Source organism: Simplicispira psychrophila DSM 11588, assembly GCF_000688255.1.
Taxonomy (GTDB): domain Bacteria; phylum Pseudomonadota; class Gammaproteobacteria; order Burkholderiales; family Burkholderiaceae_C; genus Simplicispira; species Simplicispira psychrophila.
In genome coordinates, this window is the sequence record NZ_JHYS01000011.1 from 44,179 (window position 1) to 62,252 (window position 18,074).

General features: G+C 61.3%; 18 protein-coding genes. 7 read left to right on the top strand and 11 right to left on the bottom strand.

Annotation, left to right across the window (positions count from 1 at the left end):
- Positions 1–20: 20 nt before the first annotated feature.
- Positions 21–614, bottom strand: coding sequence for an IMPACT family protein (locus tag Q390_RS0111955; protein ID WP_027996267.1), 594 nt, complete (start codon positions 612–614; stop codon positions 21–23).
- A gap of 133 nt (positions 615–747) precedes the next feature.
- On the opposite strand from Q390_RS0111955, the gene azu reads away from it, so the two are divergent.
- Complete coding sequence (azu, locus tag Q390_RS0111960; RefSeq protein WP_027996268.1) at positions 748–1,203, top strand: azurin; 456 nt, start codon at positions 748–750, stop codon at positions 1,201–1,203.
- Positions 1,204–1,230: 27 nt separating this feature from the next.
- Here the strand turns inward: azu and Q390_RS0111965 are convergent, their stop codons facing one another.
- The 5 genes from Q390_RS0111965 to Q390_RS0111985 form a co-directional block, all read right to left on the bottom strand.
- Complete coding sequence (locus Q390_RS0111965; protein WP_027996269.1) at positions 1,231–1,932, bottom strand: ABC transporter ATP-binding protein; 702 nt, start codon at positions 1,930–1,932, stop codon at positions 1,231–1,233.
- Between the two features lie 17 nt (positions 1,933–1,949).
- Complete coding sequence (livG, locus tag Q390_RS0111970) at positions 1,950–2,717, bottom strand: high-affinity branched-chain amino acid ABC transporter ATP-binding protein LivG (RefSeq protein ID WP_027996270.1); 768 nt, start codon at positions 2,715–2,717, stop codon at positions 1,950–1,952.
- A complete protein-coding gene (locus Q390_RS0111975) occupies positions 2,714–3,943 on the bottom strand; it encodes a high-affinity branched-chain amino acid ABC transporter permease LivM (RefSeq protein ID WP_027996271.1) in 1,230 nt (409 codons plus the stop codon). Before Q390_RS0111975 ends, livG begins: the two co-directional genes overlap by 4 nt.
- Complete coding sequence (gene livH, locus Q390_RS0111980) at positions 3,943–4,869, bottom strand: high-affinity branched-chain amino acid ABC transporter permease LivH (protein WP_027996272.1); 927 nt, start codon at positions 4,867–4,869, stop codon at positions 3,943–3,945. Before livH ends, Q390_RS0111975 begins: the two co-directional genes overlap by 1 nt.
- Before the next feature lie 165 nt (positions 4,870–5,034).
- Positions 5,035–6,159 (bottom strand): branched-chain amino acid ABC transporter substrate-binding protein, encoded by a 1,125-nt coding sequence (locus Q390_RS0111985; protein ID WP_027996273.1) that lies wholly within the window; start codon positions 6,157–6,159, stop codon positions 5,035–5,037.
- A 237-nt stretch (positions 6,160–6,396) separates the two neighbouring features.
- Here Q390_RS0111985 and Q390_RS0111990 point away from each other — a divergent pair, with 237 nt between their 5' ends.
- The gene (locus tag Q390_RS0111990; protein ID WP_027996274.1) at positions 6,397–8,790 is read left to right on the top strand and encodes a YgiQ family radical SAM protein; all 2,394 of its coding nucleotides are present in this window, start codon (positions 6,397–6,399) and stop codon (positions 8,788–8,790) included.
- An 86-nt stretch (positions 8,791–8,876) separates the two neighbouring features.
- On the opposite strand, the gene Q390_RS0111995 is transcribed toward Q390_RS0111990, so the two are convergent.
- Positions 8,877–10,106: a nucleoside recognition domain-containing protein gene (locus tag Q390_RS0111995; RefSeq protein ID WP_027996275.1), complete on the bottom strand. Its 1,230-nt coding sequence runs from the start codon at positions 10,104–10,106 to the stop codon at positions 8,877–8,879.
- A 196-nt stretch (positions 10,107–10,302) separates the two neighbouring features.
- Between Q390_RS0111995 and Q390_RS0112000 the strand changes: the two genes are divergently transcribed.
- From Q390_RS0112000 to Q390_RS0112020, 5 genes are read left to right on the top strand one after another with little or no spacing between them, the layout of a single operon-like run.
- Entirely contained in the window at positions 10,303–11,016 is a 714-nt protein-coding gene (locus tag Q390_RS0112000; protein ID WP_027996276.1) for a YebC/PmpR family DNA-binding transcriptional regulator, read from the top strand.
- Positions 11,017–11,034: 18 nt separating this feature from the next.
- Positions 11,035–11,325 carry a DnaJ domain-containing protein gene (locus Q390_RS0112005; RefSeq protein ID WP_027996277.1) on the top strand — a complete coding sequence of 97 codons (291 nt, stop codon included), beginning with the start codon at positions 11,035–11,037 and terminating at the stop codon, positions 11,323–11,325.
- Positions 11,322–11,903 carry a hypothetical protein gene (locus Q390_RS0112010; protein WP_027996278.1) on the top strand — a complete coding sequence of 194 codons (582 nt, stop codon included), beginning with the start codon at positions 11,322–11,324 and terminating at the stop codon, positions 11,901–11,903. The genes Q390_RS0112005 and Q390_RS0112010 overlap by 4 nt, the downstream gene beginning before the upstream one ends.
- 18 nt (positions 11,904–11,921) lie before the next feature.
- On the top strand, positions 11,922–12,683 hold the full coding sequence (locus Q390_RS0112015; RefSeq protein ID WP_027996279.1) for a hypothetical protein: 762 nt from the start codon (positions 11,922–11,924) through the stop codon (positions 12,681–12,683).
- 13 nt (positions 12,684–12,696) lie between these two features.
- The gene (locus Q390_RS0112020) at positions 12,697–13,986 is read left to right on the top strand and encodes a hypothetical protein (RefSeq protein ID WP_027996280.1); all 1,290 of its coding nucleotides are present in this window, start codon (positions 12,697–12,699) and stop codon (positions 13,984–13,986) included.
- Positions 13,987–14,243: 257 nt separating this feature from the next.
- Here Q390_RS0112020 and ccmI read toward each other — a convergent pair whose 3' ends face one another.
- From ccmI to Q390_RS18365, 4 genes are read right to left on the bottom strand one after another with little or no spacing between them, the layout of a single operon-like run.
- The gene (gene ccmI, locus Q390_RS0112025) at positions 14,244–15,104 is read right to left on the bottom strand and encodes a c-type cytochrome biogenesis protein CcmI (protein WP_027996281.1); all 861 of its coding nucleotides are present in this window, start codon (positions 15,102–15,104) and stop codon (positions 14,244–14,246) included.
- Positions 15,101–15,565, bottom strand: a complete 465-nt coding sequence (locus Q390_RS0112030) for a cytochrome c-type biogenesis protein (protein WP_027996282.1) — start codon at positions 15,563–15,565, stop codon at positions 15,101–15,103. Before Q390_RS0112030 ends, ccmI begins: the two co-directional genes overlap by 4 nt.
- Positions 15,562–16,086 (bottom strand): DsbE family thiol:disulfide interchange protein, encoded by a 525-nt coding sequence (locus Q390_RS0112035; RefSeq protein ID WP_027996283.1) that lies wholly within the window; start codon positions 16,084–16,086, stop codon positions 15,562–15,564. Before Q390_RS0112035 ends, Q390_RS0112030 begins: the two co-directional genes overlap by 4 nt.
- Positions 16,083–18,074 (bottom strand): heme lyase CcmF/NrfE family subunit, encoded by a 1,992-nt coding sequence (locus Q390_RS18365; protein WP_051603207.1) that lies wholly within the window; start codon positions 18,072–18,074, stop codon positions 16,083–16,085. The genes Q390_RS0112035 and Q390_RS18365 overlap by 4 nt, the downstream gene beginning before the upstream one ends.

Sequence of the window (18,074 nt, forward strand, 5' to 3'; positions counted from 1 at the left end):
ACACGCTACGAGCAGCGATATCAGTCTGCTGGTTCTGTCCAGCCCACACGGCCTTGGCCGTGGTCGTTGATGCGCTGTACAAAGGTACTGGACTGGGTTTCTGGCAGGCGCAGTTGCAGCGTGACCAGGGAACCGTGCTGCACGGCCAGCAGCTGTGCGCCAGCAGCGTCGATTTCGCGGCGCAGCAGGCCTTCGAGGGCATAGGGCACGATGCATTGCAGGGTGGTCATGCGCAGTAACGGCACTTTGATCGCTGTCAGCAAGGCCTGGGCGATGCAGTCGGTGTAGGCGCGCAACAGGCCGCCGGCGCCGAGCTTGACGCCACCAAAATAGCGCACCACGGTGGCCTGCACGCCTTCCAAGGCTTGGTGGCGCAGCACGTCGAGCATCGGTCGCCCAGCGGTGCCGCCGGGCTCGCCATCGTCCACCGCCGCCGATTGGCCACCGGCCAGCAGCGCCCAGCAGATGTGCGCGGCGCCGGGGTGCTGTTGCCACAGCGTATCCACATGTGCCTGTGCGCTGGCGCGGTCAGGCATGGGTTGCACGCAGCCGATAAAACGGCTTTTTTTAATGGTGAGGTCGCTGTGCGCGGGTTCGGACAAGGTGAATGGCATATGGGCGCATGAGCTTACTGCAGGGGGCGGCCACAAAAGATGGCAATGCTTGTGCAGTTCTTACAACCTGCAAAAACCTTGTCAGTGAGGGGGCGCAGTATGTGTAGTTCTTGATTTTTACAAGGAGGTCATGATGACCCAGTATTTGAAACCGCTCGCCCTGGCCCTGGTATTGGTGGCATCGTCGTCCGTCTGGGCAGCAGAGTGCAAGACCGAGATCGACGGCAACGATGCCATGCAGTTCAATAAAGCCACCCTGACGGTGCCTCAGAGCTGCAAGCAATTCACGGTGACGCTCAAGCACGTGGGCAAATTGCCCAAGGCGCAAATGGGGCACAACTGGGTGCTGACCAAGCCGGCTGCCATGGCCGGTGTGGTCACCGATGGAGCAGCTGCGGGTCTAGACAAAAATTATCTGAAAACCGGTGACACCCGTGTGATGGCACATACCAAGGTGGTGGGCGGCGGCGAGTCCGACTCGGTCACCTTTGCCACCAGCGCACTCAAGATGGGAGAGACCTATGACTATTTTTGTTCGTTCCCGGGCCACTCCGCCATCATGAAGGGCACGCTGATGCTGACTAAATAGGCAGCACTGTAGGGCGCTGCCTCTGACTCAGGCGCCCAGGTAGGCCTTGCGCACATCCGGGTTGACCAGCAGGTTGGCGCCACTGTCTTCCAGCACCACGCGGCCGTTTTCTAGCACGTAGCCGCGGTCGGCAATCGCCAGCGCCTTGTTGGCGTTTTGTTCCACCAGAAACACCGTCACGCCGGCGCTGCGGATGGTTTTGATGATCTCAAAAATCTGCGCAATGATCAGCGGTGCCAAGCCCAGCGTGGGTTCGTCCAGCAACAGCAGGCGCGGCTTGCTCATCAGAGCGCGACCAATGGCCAGCATTTGCTGTTCGCCGCCCGACATCAGGCCGGCGCGCTGACTGGCGCGCTCCCGCAGGCGCGGAAACAGGCCAAAGACATGCTCCATGCCGGCCTCGATCTCGGCCTTGTCGAGAAAGAAGCCGCCCATCTTGAGGTTTTCCGCTACCGTGAGATCGGGAAACACGCGCCGCCCTTCGGGCGAGATGGCAATGCCTTTGCGCATGATCAGGTGCGAGGGCAAGTTGGTGATGTTCTCACCCTCAAACCACACCGAGCCGTTGCTGGCGCGCGGGTTGCCGCACACCGTCATCAGCAGGGTGGTCTTGCCGGCGCCGTTGGAGCCGATGAGCGAGACGATTTCGCCAGGGTTGACGTGCAGGCTGACGTCGTTGACGGCGCAGATGGCGCCGTAATTGGTGGTGATTTTGCGCAGTTCCAGCATCGGTTGTGTGGTGGGCATCACTCGTCTCCCAAGTAGGCTTTGATGACGCGTTCGTCGTTGCGGATGGCTTCGGGTGTACCCAGGGCAATCGGTTTGCCGTGTTCCATCACCAGAATGCGCTCGGACACACCCATTACCAGGCTCATGTCGTGCTCGATCAGCAGCACGGTGACCTTGTGTTCTTGGCGCAGGCGCTGAATCAGGCCTTGCAGATCGAGTTTTTCTTGCGGGTTCAGGCCGGCGGCGGGCTCGTCGAGCATCAGCAGGCGCGGGCGCGTGATCATACAGCGGGCGATTTCCAAGCGGCGCTGGTGGCCATAGGCCAGGTTGCCGGCGGCGCGGTTGGCGAACTCGCGCAAGCCCATGTAGTCGAGCCATTGCATGGCAGTGTCGATGGCGTCCTGCTCGGACTTTTGGTAGGCGCGGGTCTTGAACAGACCGGCCAGCAGCGAGGTGCGCAGGTGGCGGTGCTGGGCGACGAGCAGGTTCTCAAGGGCCGTCATGTTCTTGAACAGGCGCACGTTCTGGAAGGTGCGCACCAGCCCGTGCGTGGCCACGGTGTGGCTGCCCAGGCCGGCAATGCTCTGTCCTTCCAGATCAATGCGGCCGCTGCTGGGTCGGTAAAAACCGCTGATGCAGTTGAACACCGTGGTCTTGCCGGCGCCGTTGGGGCCGATGATGGCGAAAATTTCGCCTTCTTGCAGGGTGAAGGCGACGTTATCGACCGCCAGCAGGCCGCCAAAGCGCATGCACAGGGCATCAATGTGAAGCAACGGGGCGCTCATGGCTTGACCTCCACATGGTGGCGCTGCATCGGCAGCAGGCCTTGCGGGCGCCAGACCATCATCAAAATCATCACCAGGCCAAACATCAGCATTCGGTACTCAGAGAATTCGCGCGCCAGCTCGGGCAGCACGGTGATTAAGATGGCGGCGACGATGACGCCGATCTGCGAGCCCATGCCACCGAGCACGACGATGGCCAAAATCAGTGCGGATTCGATGAAAGTGAACGATTCGGGGTTGACGATACCCTGGCGTGCAGCAAAAAACGCTCCGCCTAGCCCGGCGAACATGGCGCCCAGCGTGAACGCCGAGAGCTTGATCTTCATCGGGTTCAGGCCGAGCGAGCGGCAGGCAATTTCATCTTCACGCAGTGCTTCCCAGGCCCGCCCGATGGGCATCCGGATCAGCCGGTTGGAAATGGTGAGGGTGACCACCGCCAGCATCAGCGCCATCAGGTACAGAAAGATCACCAGATGCAGCGAGTTGAACTCGAGGCCCAGCACCTGGTGCAAGGTCTGCGCGCCTTCGACGCTGGCGCTGCGCGTCATCTCAAAACCGAACAGTGTTGGTTTAGGGATGCCCGAGATGCCATCCGGGCCGCCGGTCCAGTCGGTCAGGTTGACCAGCAGCAGGCGGATAATTTCACCAAAACCCAGCGTGACGATAGCCAGATAGTCACCGCGCAGGCGCAGCACCGGGAAGCCCAGCACAAAACCAAACAGCGCGGCAAAGGCCCCCGCCAGCGGCAGCGCTTCCCAGAAGCTCCAGCCCAGCCAGTGGAACAGCAGGCCGTAGGTGTAGGCGCCGACAGCGTAGAAGCCGACAAAACCCAGGTCCAGCAGGCCAGCAAAGCCGACAACGATGTTCAAGCCTAAGCCAAGCATGACGTAAATCATCGCCAGTGTGGCGATATCGACGGCATTGCGTCCGGCAAAGAAGGGCCAGCTGATGGCGACCATCAGGGCGATCAGCATCAGCACATTGCGCTGGCGCCCTGAGGTGGCGGGCAATTGCGGCCAGGGCAGGCGCGGCATCAGCTTGCCCAGCCAGGGGCGCAGCATCTGCACCACAAACACCAGGGCGCAGGCCCACAGCACGGTGGTCCATTGCGGCACGATGACGGTGCGCATGCCGGAGCGCTCCAGGTGCAGGCTGAAAATGGGAATGACCACCAGCGCGGTCAGCACGGTGGAGATCAGAGCATGGCGTATGGTTTGGCGCAGCATCACACCTTCTCCACTTCAGGTTTGCCCAGCAGGCCAGTCGGGCGGAACAGCAAGATCAGCACCAGCAGGCCAAAGGCGACGATGTCCTTGTATTCGGACGAAATATAGGCCGCAGCAAAAGTTTCGGCCACGCCGAGCAGAATGCCGCCGAGCATGGCGCCGGGGATACTGCCAATGCCGCCGAGCACGGCGGCGGTGAAGGCTTTGATACCGACCAGAAAACCAATGAACGGATTGAGCTTGCCCACTGCCACGGCAATCAGCACGCCGCCCACGGCGGCCAGCATGGCGCCCAGGATGAAGGTGAAGGAAATCACGCGGTTGGTGTCGATGCCCAGCAGATTGGCCATGTGCATGTCCTGCGAGCAGGCCCGCGAGGCGCGGCCCATGCGCGAGTGCTTGATGTACAGCGTCAGCGCAATCATCAGCGCCACGGCGACGACGATGATCATCACGCGGGTGTAGGGGATGTAGATTTCAAAGGCGCTGTCGGAGCCAAAGCGCAAGGCACCGGGCATCAGCGAGGGCACGGCCATATCGCGCGCACCTTGGCCCAGAGCGACCCAGTTTTGCAAAAAGATGGACATGCCGATGGCGGAAATCAGGGCTACCAGGCGCGGGCCGTGGCGCACCGGCTTGTAGGCCACCTGTTCCACCACAAAACCATAGACGCCAGTAATGACCACGGCCACCAGCAGCATCAGGCCGATGATGACGTAGACCGGCAGGCCACTTTGCGTGCCGATGGCCGAGAGGGTGATCAGGCCAACGTAAGCACCGATCATGTAGATTTCGCCGTGCGCAAAGTTGATCATGCCGATGATGCCGTAGACCATCGTGTAGCCAATGGCAATCAGCGCATAGATCGCACCCAGCGAGAGGCCGTTGAATAGCTGTTGTATCAGCTGCGGCAAAAATTCAGGCATTGGGTTATCCGAAAAAAGACGAGAGCGGTGCGTGCCGCCGCGCTTTCAGGATCTGACTGGTGCGCGGGCCGGAACGCCCCACCCCCGACGGGGTGAAACGACAAGGCATGGCCACCGCCAGTGCAGTGCCATGCCTTGCAATAAAAAGTGCGAGATTTTATTGGTTTATTTGTTGGCGATAGATTTGGTGCCGTCCTTGTGCCACTGGAAGATCTGGAAGTCGAACGACTTCAGGTCGCCCTTTTTGTCCCAGCCGATATTGCCGATGGCGGTATCAAAGCTGGTCTTGTGCATGTGGTCGGCGACTTTGGCTGGGTTGTCGCCCACGGCCTTGATGCTGTCGAGCAGCACTTGCGTGGCAGCGTACGAGGACAACTGGAAGGCGCCGGAGGGGTCACGCTTGTTGTCCTTGAAGGCCTTGACGATGGCAGCGTTCTTGGGGTTAGAGGCAAAATCGGCTGGCAGCGTCAGCAACATACCTTCGACGGCGGGGCCGGCAATGGCGTTGACTTCAGGATTGCCCACGCCCTCGGGGCCCATGAAGCGGGCCTTGAAGCCTTGCTCGGCTGCCTGGCGCAGCAGCAGACCCATTTCAGGGTGGTAGCCACCGTAATAGACAAAATCGATACCGGCGCTTTTCAGCTTGGTGATAACGGCGGAGTAGTCGCTGTCACCGGCATTGATGCCTTCAAACAGTGCGACGTTGACGTTGGATTTTTTCAGGTCATCGCGCACCGACGAGGCAATGCCCTGGCCATACGACTGCTTGTCGTGCAGCACGGCCACTTTCTTGGGCTTGATTTTTTCGGCGATGAACTTGGCTGCGGCAGGGCCTTGCTGGTCATCACGGCCAATGGTGCGGAAGATGAAATGGTAATTTTTGCCTTCGGTCAGGCCGGGTGAAGTGGCTGATGGCGTCACTACCACCACGCCTTCATTGTTGTAGATGGGGGCAGCGGCAATGGCGGCGCCTGAGCACACTGGGCCGATGACGTAACCGATTTTCGAGTTCACCACCCGATTGGCCGCAACCGGGCCTTGTTTGGGTTCGCAGGCATCATCGACGGCGACCAGTTCGATCTTCTTGCCGTTCACGCCGCCAGCGGCGTTGGCCATTTCGACGGCGGTGGTGGCGCCTTCCTTGACCATGTCACCGTATTGGGTGAGGGCGCCGGTGGTCGGGATCACCATGGCGATCTTGATGTTCTGCGCGTGTGCGGTCGAGAAAAGGAGGGTGCCGGCCAGGCCCAATGCGGTAACCACGGTGTGCATACGAAATGGAGTGTTCACAAGAATTCCTTCAAGGAAAGGGGTCTGTCTGAAAGCCAGGACGCACCCGCAGGCCGCGTGCTGGACGAAGCATTGCAGTTTAGAGCGATTTTTTGTGACTTTTCCCAAGGGATTGCCGGCTGGCGACAAGGCTTGATTTTTGTTAAAGAGGGCATCTGCTAGCGCATAAACCGGGTGTGGCTCTAAGGGCAAGCGAAAAACGTACACTGCAATGTTGCCCCCCGGATAGACCAGACCATGAACGCCCCTGTTGACGTTTCTTTCTTTGCGCGCGCCGCAAAACCCATCACCAGCTACCGCCCTTACTGGGCCAAGCGCTTTGGTACGGCACCGTTTTTGCCGATGAGCCGCGCCGAGATGGAGCAGCTGGGCTGGGACAGTTGCGACATCGTGCTGGTCACCGGCGATGCCTACATTGACCACCCGAGCTTTGGCATGGCCATCATTGGCCGGGTGTTAGAGGCGCAAGGCTTTCGCGTCGGCATCATTGCCCAGCCGGATTGGCAGAGCGCCGAGGCGTTCAAGGCGCTGGGCAAGCCCAATTTGTTTTGGGGCGTGACGGCGGGGAACATGGATTCGATGATCAACCGCTATACGGCAGATCGCAAAATTCGCTCGGACGACGCTTACACCGCCGGTGACATTGCCGGCAAGCGCCCCGACCGCGCGGCCATCGTCTATAGCCAGCGCTGCCGCGAAGCCTACAAAGAGGTGCCGATCATTCTGGGCGGCATCGAAGGCAGCCTGCGCCGCATTGCCCACTACGACTACTGGAGCGACAAAGTGCGCCGCTCCATCGTCGTCGATAGCAAGTGCGATTTGCTGCTGTACGGCAACGCCGAGCGGGCGTTGGTCGAGGTGGCGCACCGCATCGCCGCGCGCGAGCCCTTGGAGAGCATCACCGATGTGCGCGGCACCGCTTTTGTGCGCCGCACCACGCCCGAGGGATGGTTTGAGATTGACTCGTCCAGCGTCGATCAGCCGGGCCGGGTCGAAGACCACATCAATCCCTACCAAACCACCAGCGAGCAAGCGGCGGCGCAGGGCAGCAGTTGCAGTAAAGAAGATGGCGCGGCAGCCGCCGCTGCGGGCACGTCAAATACTACTGATTTAATAGCTGGTAGCGCAGGCGCAGTAAGCGCTACAGGCCAAAAAGACCAAAAAATTGGCGCTACCACGCACGCGCTGAACTTTGTGCCCAATCCGGCCCTGCAAGGCAAGCAAAAAGGCCCACCGCGCGACCGCACGGTGATCCGCCTGCCCAGCTACGAGCAGGTCAAAAGCGACCCAGTGCTGTATGCCCACGCCAGCCGCGTGCTGCACTTGGAGACCAACCCCGGTAACGCCCGCGCACTGGTGCAGGCGCATGGTGAAGGCACCACGGCGCGCGATGTCTGGCTGAATGCGTCGCCGATTCCGCTGACCACGGCGGAGATGGACGCCATCTTTGACCTGCCGTATGCGCGCAATCCGCACCCGCGCTATGCCGATGAGCATGGCCGTTTTGACGGTGCCACCAAGATTCCGGCGTGGGAGGTGATTCGCTTTTCGATCAACATCATGCGCGGCTGTTTTGGCGGCTGCACCTTTTGCTCGATCACCGAGCACGAGGGCCGCATCATCCAGAGCCGCTCTGAAGACTCCATCGTGCGCGAGATGGAAGACGTGCGCGACAAGGTGCAGGGCTTTACCGGCACCATTTCTGACTTGGGTGGCCCGACGGCGAATATGTACCGCCTGGGTTGCCGCACGCCGGAGATTGAAGCCGCTTGCCGCAAACCCAGCTGCGTTTACCCCGGCATTTGCCAAAACCTGACCACCAACCACGACCCGCTGATCAAAATCTATAAGCGCGGCCGGGAGTTGAAAGGCATCAAAAAAATCTTGATCAGCTCGGGCGTGCGCTACGATCTGGCGCTGGAGTCGCCCGAGTACGTCAAAGAGCTGGTGCAGCACCACGTCGGCGGCTACTTGAAGATTGCTCCCGAGCACACCGAGTCCGGCCCGCTGACCAAGATGATGAAGCCGACCATCGGCAACTACGACAAGTTCAAGGCGCTGTTTGAAAAGTACACGCTAGAGGCCGGCAAAAAGCAGTTTTTGATTCCGTACTTCATCGCGGCCCACCCTGGCACCAGCGACGAAGACATGATGAATCTGGCCATCTGGCTGAAGAAAAACGCCTTCCGCGCCGACCAGGTGCAGGCCTTCTACCCCAGCCCGATGGCGACGGCGACGGCGATGTACCACACCGGCAAAAACCCGCTGCGCAAGATCACCCGCGACAGCGAAGAAGTCGCCATCGTGCGCGGCGAGAAACGCCGGCGTCTGCACAAAGCCTTTTTGCGCTACCACGACCCGAACAACTGGCCGCTGCTGCGCGAGGCGCTCAAAGCCATGGGGCGCGCCGATTTGATTGGCAACGGCAAGCACCACCTGATTCCGACCTTCCAGCCGGCAGTGACCGCCTGCGGTGCGCCGCGCAAGCCGATGACGCAGGCCGAGGCTAAAGCCGCCCCGCGCGTGCCACGGGCGCAGCCGCAAAAGGGCAATCTGCAAACCCAGCACACCGGTCTGCCGCCGCGTGTGACGGGCTCAGGCAAACCGCCTGCCGCGCGCAAAGGGCGTTAAACGGTCAATTTGCTATTGAATAAATAGCTGCTAGCGCACGTGTTTAAAGGGCTAGATGCTGTTTTGACTGATATTTAGTTGCTGCATCAGCCAAAAAAGTGGTAGCAGACGGCAATCGCTGCCACCACGCCGGCCAGTTCCGCCAGCAGCGCGCAAGCCACGGCGTGGCGGGCGCGCTGGATGCCCACCGCGCCAAAGTACACCGCCAGCACGTAAAACGTCGTCTCGGTACTGCCCTGCACGGTGGCGGCGACCAGTGCGGCAAAACTGTCTACGCCTTGGGATTGCATGGTTTCAATCAGCATGGCGCGCGCCGCGCTGCCCGAGAACGGTTTGACCAGCGCGGTCGGCAGCGCATCAACAAAGCGCGCGTCCATGCCCGTCCACTCGACGCACCAGCGGATAGCGTCCAGCACATAGCCCAGCGCGCCCGACGCCCGGAACACGCCGACGGCGCACAACATCGCCACCAAATACGGCAGCAGACCCTTGGCGACGTCAAAGCCTTCTTTGGCCCCTTCGACAAACGCCTCGTACACCGGCACGCGCCGCCACGCGCCAACGCTGACAAACAGCAGCACCAGCGCAAATAGCGTCAAATTGCCCAGCAGCGACGACAACTGCGCCAGCGCTGCCGCGCTGAAGGTGGTCAGCAGCGCCATAAAACCGGCCAGCAGCAAGCCGACTGGCAGCAGATAGGCCAGCACCACCGGGCTGAACAGCGGCAGCCGCTGCACCACGGCGACACTCAGCAGCCCGACCAGCGTGGAAGCCGACGTGGCCAGCAGAATCGGCAAAAACACCAGCGTCGGGTCGGGCGCGCCTTGTTGCAGGCGGTACATGAAGATGGTCACCGGCAGCAGCGTCAGCGACGAGGCGTTGAGCACCAGAAACAAAATCTGCGCGTTGCTGGCGCTGTCGGGCTCGGGGTTGAGCGTTTGCAGTGCGCGCATGGCTTTTAGGCCCATCGGCGTGGCGGCGTTGTCCAGCCCCAGCGCGTTGGCGGCAAAGTTCAGCGTCATCAGGCCGAGCGCCGCGTGACCGCGCGGCACGCCGGGCATCAGTTGGGCAAACAGCGGTGCCAGCCAGCGCGCCAGCGTATCGACAATGCCGGCGCGCTCGGCAATGCGCAAAAAGCCCAGCCACAGCGTTAGCGTGCCAAACAGCAGCACCATTACCTCGACCGACAGCCGCGCCATGGCAAACAGCGCTTCGACCATCGCGGCAAACACCTGCGGCTGACCGCCAACGAGCCATTGCGCCAGCGCGGCGACAGCGGCAGACAGGAAAAATCCCAGCCAGAGGGTGTTGAGCATGGAGAGCGATAGCGTAGTGAAGGAGGGACGCGCGCAAAGCCATTGCGGCGGCGGTGAGATTACCGCAGCCGGGCGGTGTATAACCTACACCCCCTTGGATAGAGTCGCGCGCGTTGTTATCGACGTGCGCGCTGTGTCCACACCTCCCCAAACTTCAGGCGCGCCAGTCGCGCCGCAACACCAAGGAAAACTCCCCATGGGCGCGCAGTGGAAAGCAAAAGGCAAGGCACAGGCAGCAGACGCCAGAGGCAAGCTGTTTGGCAAGCTGGCCAAAGAAATCATGGTCGCGGCGCGCGGTGGCGCTGACCCGGCGGGAAATTCCAAGCTGCGGCTGGTGGTGGAGCAGGCGCGCAAAGTCTCGATGCCCAAAGAGACGCTCGACCGCGCCATTAAAAAAGGCGCTGGTATTGGCACCGAGGCCGTGAACTTTGAGCACGTCATCTATGAAGGCTTTGCGCCGCACCAAGTGGCGGTGATGGTCGAGTGCCTGACCGACAACGTCAAACGCACCGCGCCCGAGATGCGCGTGCTGTTTCGCAAAGGCCAGATGGGCACTTCCGGCTCGGTGGCGTGGGACTTTGACCATGTCGGCATGATTGAAGCCGAGCCGGCCGTGGCCGGTGTGGACCCGGAAGAAGCCGCCATCGAAGCCGGCGCGCAAGACTGCGAGCCGGGCGATGAAGACGGTCACACCACTTTTTGGACCGACCCGGCGGAACTCGACTTGGTCAGCCGCGCGTTGCCAGCGCATGGCTTTACGGTGCTGTCGGCCAAGCTGGGCTACAAGCCAAAGAACCCGGTCAATCCTGCCAACTTGACCGCCGAGCAGTTGGAAGAAGTCGAAGCCTTCTTAGCGGCGATTGACGGCAACGACGACGTGCAAAACGTCTACGTCAGCTTGGGCGGCTAAACCGCCACGCGCCGCTGAATGTCTGACCACTACACCGCTCTAGGCCTCGGGGCGCACGCCTCACTGGCCGAGATTAAAAAAGCCTTTCGCCAAAAGGCCGCTTTTTATCACCCCGACCGCAACCCGGCGGCTGACGCTACCGAGCGCTTTCGTGCGGTCCAAAAGGCCTACGAGGTGCTGTCGGACTTTGACGCGCGCCAAGCCTACGACGACAACCGCCGCCGCAATCTGCTGGACGACCCGCTGGAGACAGCGCAGGAAATCTGGCGCGCTTATTTCAAGAATTTGAAGGATGTATCTCTCGCATGAAAATTTCCCGCTACTTCCGTGACCTGCGCAAAGCCTACGAGGCTGAGTTGGACGACCTGACCTCCGACTCAGGCGGCAAAGACGTGCTGCGCAAGCGCTTGGACGCCAAGCGCAAAGAGATGGGCTTTTTGGTGCAGATGATGGAAGCCGCGCCCGAAATGGTCGCCGTGGTGTTTCACCGAGCGTTTCGCTTTGTGAAGCACGCACCGCTGCAAGCGCTGGTTGGCCAAGGCGAAGAGCAGTTGCCCGAATGGGACAGCTTGACCAGCGCCGGCGCCGTCACGCTGGAGCCGTGGGCGGAGAATCTGGTGGACCAAGTGTTGCAAGACCCGTTTGGCGCGCGCTTTTTATCGTTGGCAGCGGGTTTGGAATACCTGCAACACCACGCCAACGCCGCGCCGGTGCAGTCCAGTAGCGCTGATTCGGATGACGAAGAAGTTGAAGATGATTACGGCCATGAGATGAACGATGGCGAGCACCTCAGCGCCGACGACGCACGCGGCCCGGTGACAGACCGCTCGCGCGAAGAAGCCAGCGACCACTGGTTGTCGGACATCGGTTTTGAACCCAAGAAATAAAAGAAAGCACACGCATCCATGACCCAGCACTTGGCCCTGATTACCAAAACCACCGCCCTGATTGAAGCCGGCGACATCGTCGGCGCTGACGCCGCCTTGACCGAATTGGCCGATGCCGAGGGCGATGGCGCGTTGATGGTGGTGCTTGAGCAATTGCAGCCCAAAGACATCTTGGCGGTGATGCGCGAATACGATGATTCCAAAGCTTCGGTGGTGAACTTGCTGGTGACGCCCGAGCAGTTTGCCCGGGCGATGGTGCTGGAGAAAAAATACAAAGACCTGGCCCACACCCACCTGCGCAGCATGGTGAACTCGGTGATTTTTCGCGACGACGGCGACCCGCTGGCGTTTTTGACCGCCATTGGCGACCTCGAAGGCGGCAGCGAAGCGCTGGCCAATTACTTTGAAGAAAAGTGGAGCCGCATCGAGGCCTTTGCCCGCACCGGGCACTTTGACACCTCGGAAGACGACGGTGCGCTGCTGTCGGACGACGCGCTGCTGGCCTCGTTGCACGTACGTCCGCACATCGACCAAGACGAAGTGGCCGACCGCGACTGGATGCAATTAGCGTGGCTGCTGCGCTACGAATGCCGTGATTTGTTTGTTGAAATGCTGCTGGTGCTGCGTGCCAAAGCCCGGGCGCATGACTTGGGTCAGACCGAGAGTGACGAGCTGGACGATGGCGAGAGCGACGAGGACGTGAAGTTTGACCTGCGCGACACCGATCGGGGCAAAGCCACGCCCGTGGCGCGCGACTCGGACGAAGAATCTGCCATTTAAGGGTTGGGACACCATGCCAAAACAGGCTCCAAAGAGCGCAGAGATTGCAGCCACTGCGCTGGCGCTGCACGACACACGGGTATTTTTTGAGAAGGCGCTGGCCTACGGCGTGCAGCACGGCATCATCGACACTGCCACGCTGGATGCCATCCATGCCGAGGCGCCCAAGGGCATGGTGCAAATTGCGCGCTACTTTGGGAACGAGTTTTTGCGCCCCGAGCTAGAAAAAGCGCGCGAGCGCATGGTCAATCTCATCAGCCTGTATTTGCAGGAAAGCTGCGACAACGACTTGCGGGCGGCTGCGCAGTCATTACGCCAAAACTCGCTGCTGTCGCGCTCCAAAGGCGGCTCCGATATGCTGCGCCGTCTGATTGGCCTGCCCGAAAGCAGTCACTTCGGCATGGCCGGCAGCGACGAGGCGCAAACGCCGCTGCTGGCGCTGTGGGCGCTGCGCAGCCACGCTGAATACCGCAGCGAGCTGGCGCGGCGCAGCCATATCGCCGAAGCGATTAAAGCGGCGCTGTGGCTGGTGGCGCCGTACCACCTTGACATCGATGATTTGGAGGAGGCTGGCACCGACGCCGAAGCCGTCATCCGCGCCGCCCTGCTGTGGCGCGCGCTGGTGCCGCGCGCGCGCGCATGGCCGACGACGCCGGCACTACAGAAGGTGCTGACCGAACTGCGCAAAAATCGTGGCACTGGCCCGCTGCCGGCGCTGGAGCTGCACTTGCCCAACAGCCTGCCGACGCACTTGCACGCGGTGGTGCACACTGAATTTGCCGCCGTCCAGGCCGACTGGCCGCGCTGGATGGACAGAGCCCAGCCACTGAGCGCGCTGCTGAGTCCCTTGGGACGAATGCGGGCGCGCTATTTTTTATCGGATGACCCGCTGGCCGAAATGGAAGAGTACGAGCAGCAGCTGTCGGTGCTCACCGTGCTGGACGCCGGCGAGGCCGCGCCGCAACCGGCCAGCAAAACTTGGCTGCGCCTGACGCAAGGCCAGACTGACGAGCACGCGCTGCTGACTTTGTTCTTGTGCGTCGCAGTCGGCACGCCGAAGAAAACACTGCTGACCGAGAAAACCGCCGCCAGTCTGGTGCGCAAAATTCGCAAACACAGCTGGCAGCCAGCGTTGGCCACGGCGTTCATCAGCGAACACGCGCCGGGTGCATTCCAGCAGGACTACGTCGCGCTATGGGACAGTTTTGTGCAGGAGTCGCAGCGCACGCTGTTCGATGACCACGACATCACCCTGAGTGACGCGCTGGCGCTGCTGCGCCGCGAGTGCCATGTGCAAGGCTGACTGAAATGTAGATCGGGTTAGCCCAAAGGGCGTAACCCGACAGGTGTTAGACAGGGGTTAACAAGATGGCAGCGCCAATTAAAAAGTGAGCTGGTAGCGCACGTATTGCTTAAGTTTCAGATGCTTTTATGCCTGAATCTCTTTAGATAAGTGCGCTAGCAGCTATCATTTTTAAATCAATAGGCGCATTAGAAATCTATCACCAGCGACACATGGGCGCTGCGGCCCGGTTTGCGGGTCGCAGACGCCGTAGCGCTTCAAGGCTGGACGCGCGCAGGGACGGCGTTTTTGGCTTGGGTCCGGGCCTCGTCAATGTTGGCTTGGGTGGTTTCGGCATCGGCTGAGCCGGGCTCCAGCACGGTCAACAGCTTTTCCCATTGCTCTGCGGCGCCGGCAAAGTCTGAGCGCTGGTAAGCCTCAACGCCGGACATCATCAGGGCGCTGGGGTGGAGCGGATCGATGGCCAGCGCCTGTTCGATCAGCTGCATCGGCCGGCCGGCCATGCGGTTGTCAGCACGTTGCGCCAGCACTTCGGCAAAGTCGGTCAGCAGATCGGGATTCTGGTTGATCACGTCGCCGGCTTTGTTGAAGGCGTCTGCGGCTTCTTCCAAGCGCCCCATCACGCTGTAGGAGCGCGCCAGCATGGCCCAGCCTTCGCGGTTTTCTGGGTTGGCCTGCAAACGCGCAGCCAGTGCCTTGACCATTTCTTCGACCTTTTGCTGGTTTACGGTCTGGGCCTTGACCGGGTCCAGGGCCGCCGGGTTGCCCAGCGCCCAGTAGGTGGCGGCGGACAGCAGCGGCAGCAGGACGATCAGTGCACCGGCGGTGCGTCGCGGGCTCCACAGAGATGCAGGGCTGGCAGAAACAGCCGCCTGCGGCTCGGCGGTGTCGTCGAGCAGGCGCAGCTGCAATTCGTCGCGCGTCGCTTCATGGTCGGCCGGGCTGATGGCACCGTGCGCCAAGTCTTTGTCCAGGGCCTCGAGTTGTTCGCGGTAAATGGCAGCATTCAGGCGCTGGCTGGAGACACCCTGGCGGGTGTGGCTACGCAACAGCGGACGCACCACCCAGGCGGTGACAAGCAGCGTCAGAAGGGCGGCAAGGGCAATGAAAACGCTCATAAGGGCTCTTCCGGGTCATCAAGAAGGGAGCGCGCCTTGGCGCGCTGGGCGTCGTTCAGCACCGGTGCTGCGGTGTTGCGGCTGTGGCGGGCCATGCGTACTAGCGTCACCAGAGCGCCAATCAGCAAGACGAACGGGCCCAGCCAGAGCAGCCAGGTGACGGGGTTGAAGGGCGGTCGGTAGCGCACATAGTCGCCATAGCGGCTGACCATGAAGTCCATGATTTCGGCGTCGGTCTTGTCGGCTTTGATCAGGGTACGGATTTCGCGGCGCAAGTCCAGTGCCAAGTCGGCGCGCGAGGCGGCCAAAGATTCGTTCTGGCAAACCAGACAACGCAGTTCTTCGGAGATGCCGATCAGGCGTTTTTCAACCACCGGGTCTTCGGCCAGAAGCGGTGCTTCGGCCGCGTAGGCGGTCAGGGCGCATTGCAGCGCCAGCAGCAGTGCCAGCCAGAATTTCATTTTTGCAGCTCTTTGATCAAGGGCAGGATGTGATCGCGCAGGGCTTCTTCGGTAATGGGGCCGATCTGCTTGAAGCGGATCTTTCCTGCCTTGTCGATGAGGAAGGTTTCAGGGACGCCATAGACGCCAAAATCAATGCCGATGCGCCCATCGCGGTCGATAACGGCCAGTTGGTAGGGGTTGCCGTGGCGTGCCAGCCACTTCAGACCGTCTTCGGGGACGTCTTTGTAGTCCAGGCCGATGAGGGGTACGGCGTTGGTCTTGGCCAAGTCCATCAGTACCGGGTGTTCCTGGCGGCAGGCGGTGCACCATGAAGCCCAGACGTTCAGCAGCCAGACTTGGCCCAGCATGTCTTTGCCAGAAAACTGTTTATCGGGTTGGGCCAAAACGGGACCAGAAAAGGTGGGCGCCGGTTTGTCGATCAAGGGCGATGGCACGACACGGGGGTCGCGCGTCAGGCCAATCGCCAAAAACACCACCAGCACCAAAAACAGGCCGAGTGGAATCAGCGCTTTCTTCATGCGGTCACTCCCTCCGCCAACGGTGTCAAGGGTGCTTGGTGGGCAGTCGCGGCAGCGATAGCCGTGCGTTTTTTGCGATAGCGGCGATCCAGTGCCGCCATGCCGCCGCCCAAGGCCATCATCAGCGCGCCGCCCCAAATCCAATTGATAAACGGCTTGTGGTAGACGCGCATCGCCCAGGCCGGGTTGTCGCCACCTTCCAAGCGCTCGCCCAGCGAGACGTAGACGTCGCGCGTCAGGCCGCTGTCGATGGCGGCTTCGGTCATCGGCATGGTCGAGGAGAAGTAGGTGCGCTTTTCGGGGCGCAGCACTTTGAGTACCTTGTCGCCTTGGATCAGCTCGACGTCACCAATATCGGCTTGGTAGTTGGGGCCTGGCGCTTGGCGAATGCCGGTCAGGCGGAAGGTGTAGCCACCGACTTCGACGGTATCGCCGATCACCATGCGCACGTCTTTTTCCGTCTGGTAGCCGGTCACCATGGTGATGCCAACGGCGGTCACGGCAATGCCGATATGCGCCAAGTGCATGCCCCAGAATGACACTGGGGTGGATTGCCAGCGCACGGTGTCACGCACTTGCTGGTATATCTGCAAGAAGGACGAGAGCACGATCCACAAGCCCAAGCTCAGGCCCATGGCGGTCAGGGCCGACCAGCTGCCGGCCAGCAACGGCAGGCAGCAACCCAGCAGCACCGACAAGGCGGCGACAAAACGCAATTTCTTTAGAAGCTCCGGTATGCTGTCGTTCTTCCAGCGGGCAAAAGAGCCCACCACCATGAACACCAGCACCGGCACCATGATGGGCACGAAGACCGCGTTGAAGTAGGGCGGCCCGACGGACAGCTTGCCTAGGTTGAGCGCATCGATCAGCAGCGGATACACCGTACCCAACAGCACGGTGGCCGCAGCAGTGGCCAGCAGGACGTTGTTGGCCAGCAAAAATGATTCACGCGAAACCAGGGCAAAGGCGCCGCTAGAGCGCACTTTGCTGGCGCGCAGGGCAAACAGCGTCAGCGAGCCACCCACCACGGCGAACAAGAACAACAAGATGAAAATGCCGCGCTTGGGATCAACCGCAAAGGCGTGCACCGAGGTCAGGACGCCTGAGCGCACCAGGAAGGTGCCCAGCAGGCTGAGCGAAAACGCGGTGATCGCCAGCACGATGGTCCAGTTGCGAAATAACCCGCGTTTTTCGGTCACCGCCAGCGAGTGGATCAGCGCCGTGCCCACCAGCCAGGGCAGGAAGGACGCATTTTCGACTGGATCCCAAAACCACCAGCCGCCCCAGCCCAGTTCGTAGTAAGCCCACCAGGAGCCCAGGGCAATGCCAAGGGTCAAAAATATCCAGGCGGCGGTCGCCCAGGGACGCGACCAGCGTGCCCACGCGGCATCCAGCCGGCCATTGAGCAAGGCGGCAATGGCAAAGGCAAAAGGCACGGCAAAACCGACATAGCCCATATAGAGCATGGGCGGGTGAAACACCAGCCCCGGATCTTGCAGCAGAGGGTTCAAGTCTTTGCCGTCGGCCGGGATGTCGCCCAGGCGCAGGAACGGGTTGGAGGTAACCAGCATGAACAGCAAAAAGCCGGCGGCGATCAGGCTCAGAATGCCGAGCACGCGCGACACCATGGCGTCGGGCAGCTGGCGCGAGAAGAACGACACGCCCACCATCCAGCAAGTCAGCATGAAATGCCACAGCAACAGCGAGCCTTCGTGTCCGCCCCAGACGCCGGCAATGCGGTAGATACCGGGCAGCTTGGAATTGGAGTGCTGCGCGACGTAAGCGACAGAAAAATCGTTGGTATAGAAAGCGTAGGTCAGGCACCCAAAGGCCAGCGCCGTGAGCAACCACAGCGCCTGGGTGCCAGGCCGGGTGAAGGCCATCCAGTCGCTGCGCCCGGTTTGGCCGCCAATGATGCTCAGGGTGCCCAGCGCCAGCGCGACGAAGAGCGACAGGATCAGGGAGAAATGTCCAATTTCGGGAATCAT

What these genes read in the sequence shown, in the direction of transcription:
- Q390_RS0112000 (WP_027996276.1), top strand. Translation starts at nt 10,303, where the DNA reads ATGGGCGCGCAGTGGAAAGCAAAAGGCAAGGCACAGGCAGCAGACGCC.
- Q390_RS0111975 (WP_027996271.1), bottom strand. Translation starts at nt 3,943, where the DNA reads ATGCTGCGCCAAACCATACGCCATGCTCTGATCTCCACCGTGCTGACC.
- Q390_RS0111965 (WP_027996269.1), bottom strand. Translation starts at nt 1,932, where the DNA reads ATGCTGGAACTGCGCAAAATCACCACCAATTACGGCGCCATCTGCGCC.
- Q390_RS0112005 (WP_027996277.1), top strand. Translation starts at nt 11,035, where the DNA reads ATGTCTGACCACTACACCGCTCTAGGCCTCGGGGCGCACGCCTCACTG.
- ccmI (WP_027996281.1), bottom strand. Translation starts at nt 15,104, where the DNA reads ATGAGCGTTTTCATTGCCCTTGCCGCCCTTCTGACGCTGCTTGTCACC.
- Q390_RS0111955 (WP_027996267.1), bottom strand. Translation starts at nt 614, where the DNA reads ATGCCATTCACCTTGTCCGAACCCGCGCACAGCGACCTCACCATTAAA.
- livG (WP_027996270.1), bottom strand. Translation starts at nt 2,717, where the DNA reads ATGAGCGCCCCGTTGCTTCACATTGATGCCCTGTGCATGCGCTTTGGC.
- Q390_RS18365 (WP_051603207.1), bottom strand. Translation starts at nt 18,074, where the DNA reads ATGATTCCCGAAATTGGACATTTCTCCCTGATCCTGTCGCTCTTCGTC.
- Q390_RS0112035 (WP_027996283.1), bottom strand. Translation starts at nt 16,086, where the DNA reads ATGAAGAAAGCGCTGATTCCACTCGGCCTGTTTTTGGTGCTGGTGGTG.
- Q390_RS0112015 (WP_027996279.1), top strand. Translation starts at nt 11,922, where the DNA reads ATGACCCAGCACTTGGCCCTGATTACCAAAACCACCGCCCTGATTGAA.
- Q390_RS0111995 (WP_027996275.1), bottom strand. Translation starts at nt 10,106, where the DNA reads ATGCTCAACACCCTCTGGCTGGGATTTTTCCTGTCTGCCGCTGTCGCC.
- Q390_RS0112010 (WP_027996278.1), top strand. Translation starts at nt 11,322, where the DNA reads ATGAAAATTTCCCGCTACTTCCGTGACCTGCGCAAAGCCTACGAGGCT.
- Q390_RS0112020 (WP_027996280.1), top strand. Translation starts at nt 12,697, where the DNA reads ATGCCAAAACAGGCTCCAAAGAGCGCAGAGATTGCAGCCACTGCGCTG.
- Q390_RS0111990 (WP_027996274.1), top strand. Translation starts at nt 6,397, where the DNA reads ATGAACGCCCCTGTTGACGTTTCTTTCTTTGCGCGCGCCGCAAAACCC.
- Q390_RS0112030 (WP_027996282.1), bottom strand. Translation starts at nt 15,565, where the DNA reads ATGAAATTCTGGCTGGCACTGCTGCTGGCGCTGCAATGCGCCCTGACC.
- livH (WP_027996272.1), bottom strand. Translation starts at nt 4,869, where the DNA reads ATGCCTGAATTTTTGCCGCAGCTGATACAACAGCTATTCAACGGCCTC.
- azu (WP_027996268.1), top strand. Translation starts at nt 748, where the DNA reads ATGACCCAGTATTTGAAACCGCTCGCCCTGGCCCTGGTATTGGTGGCA.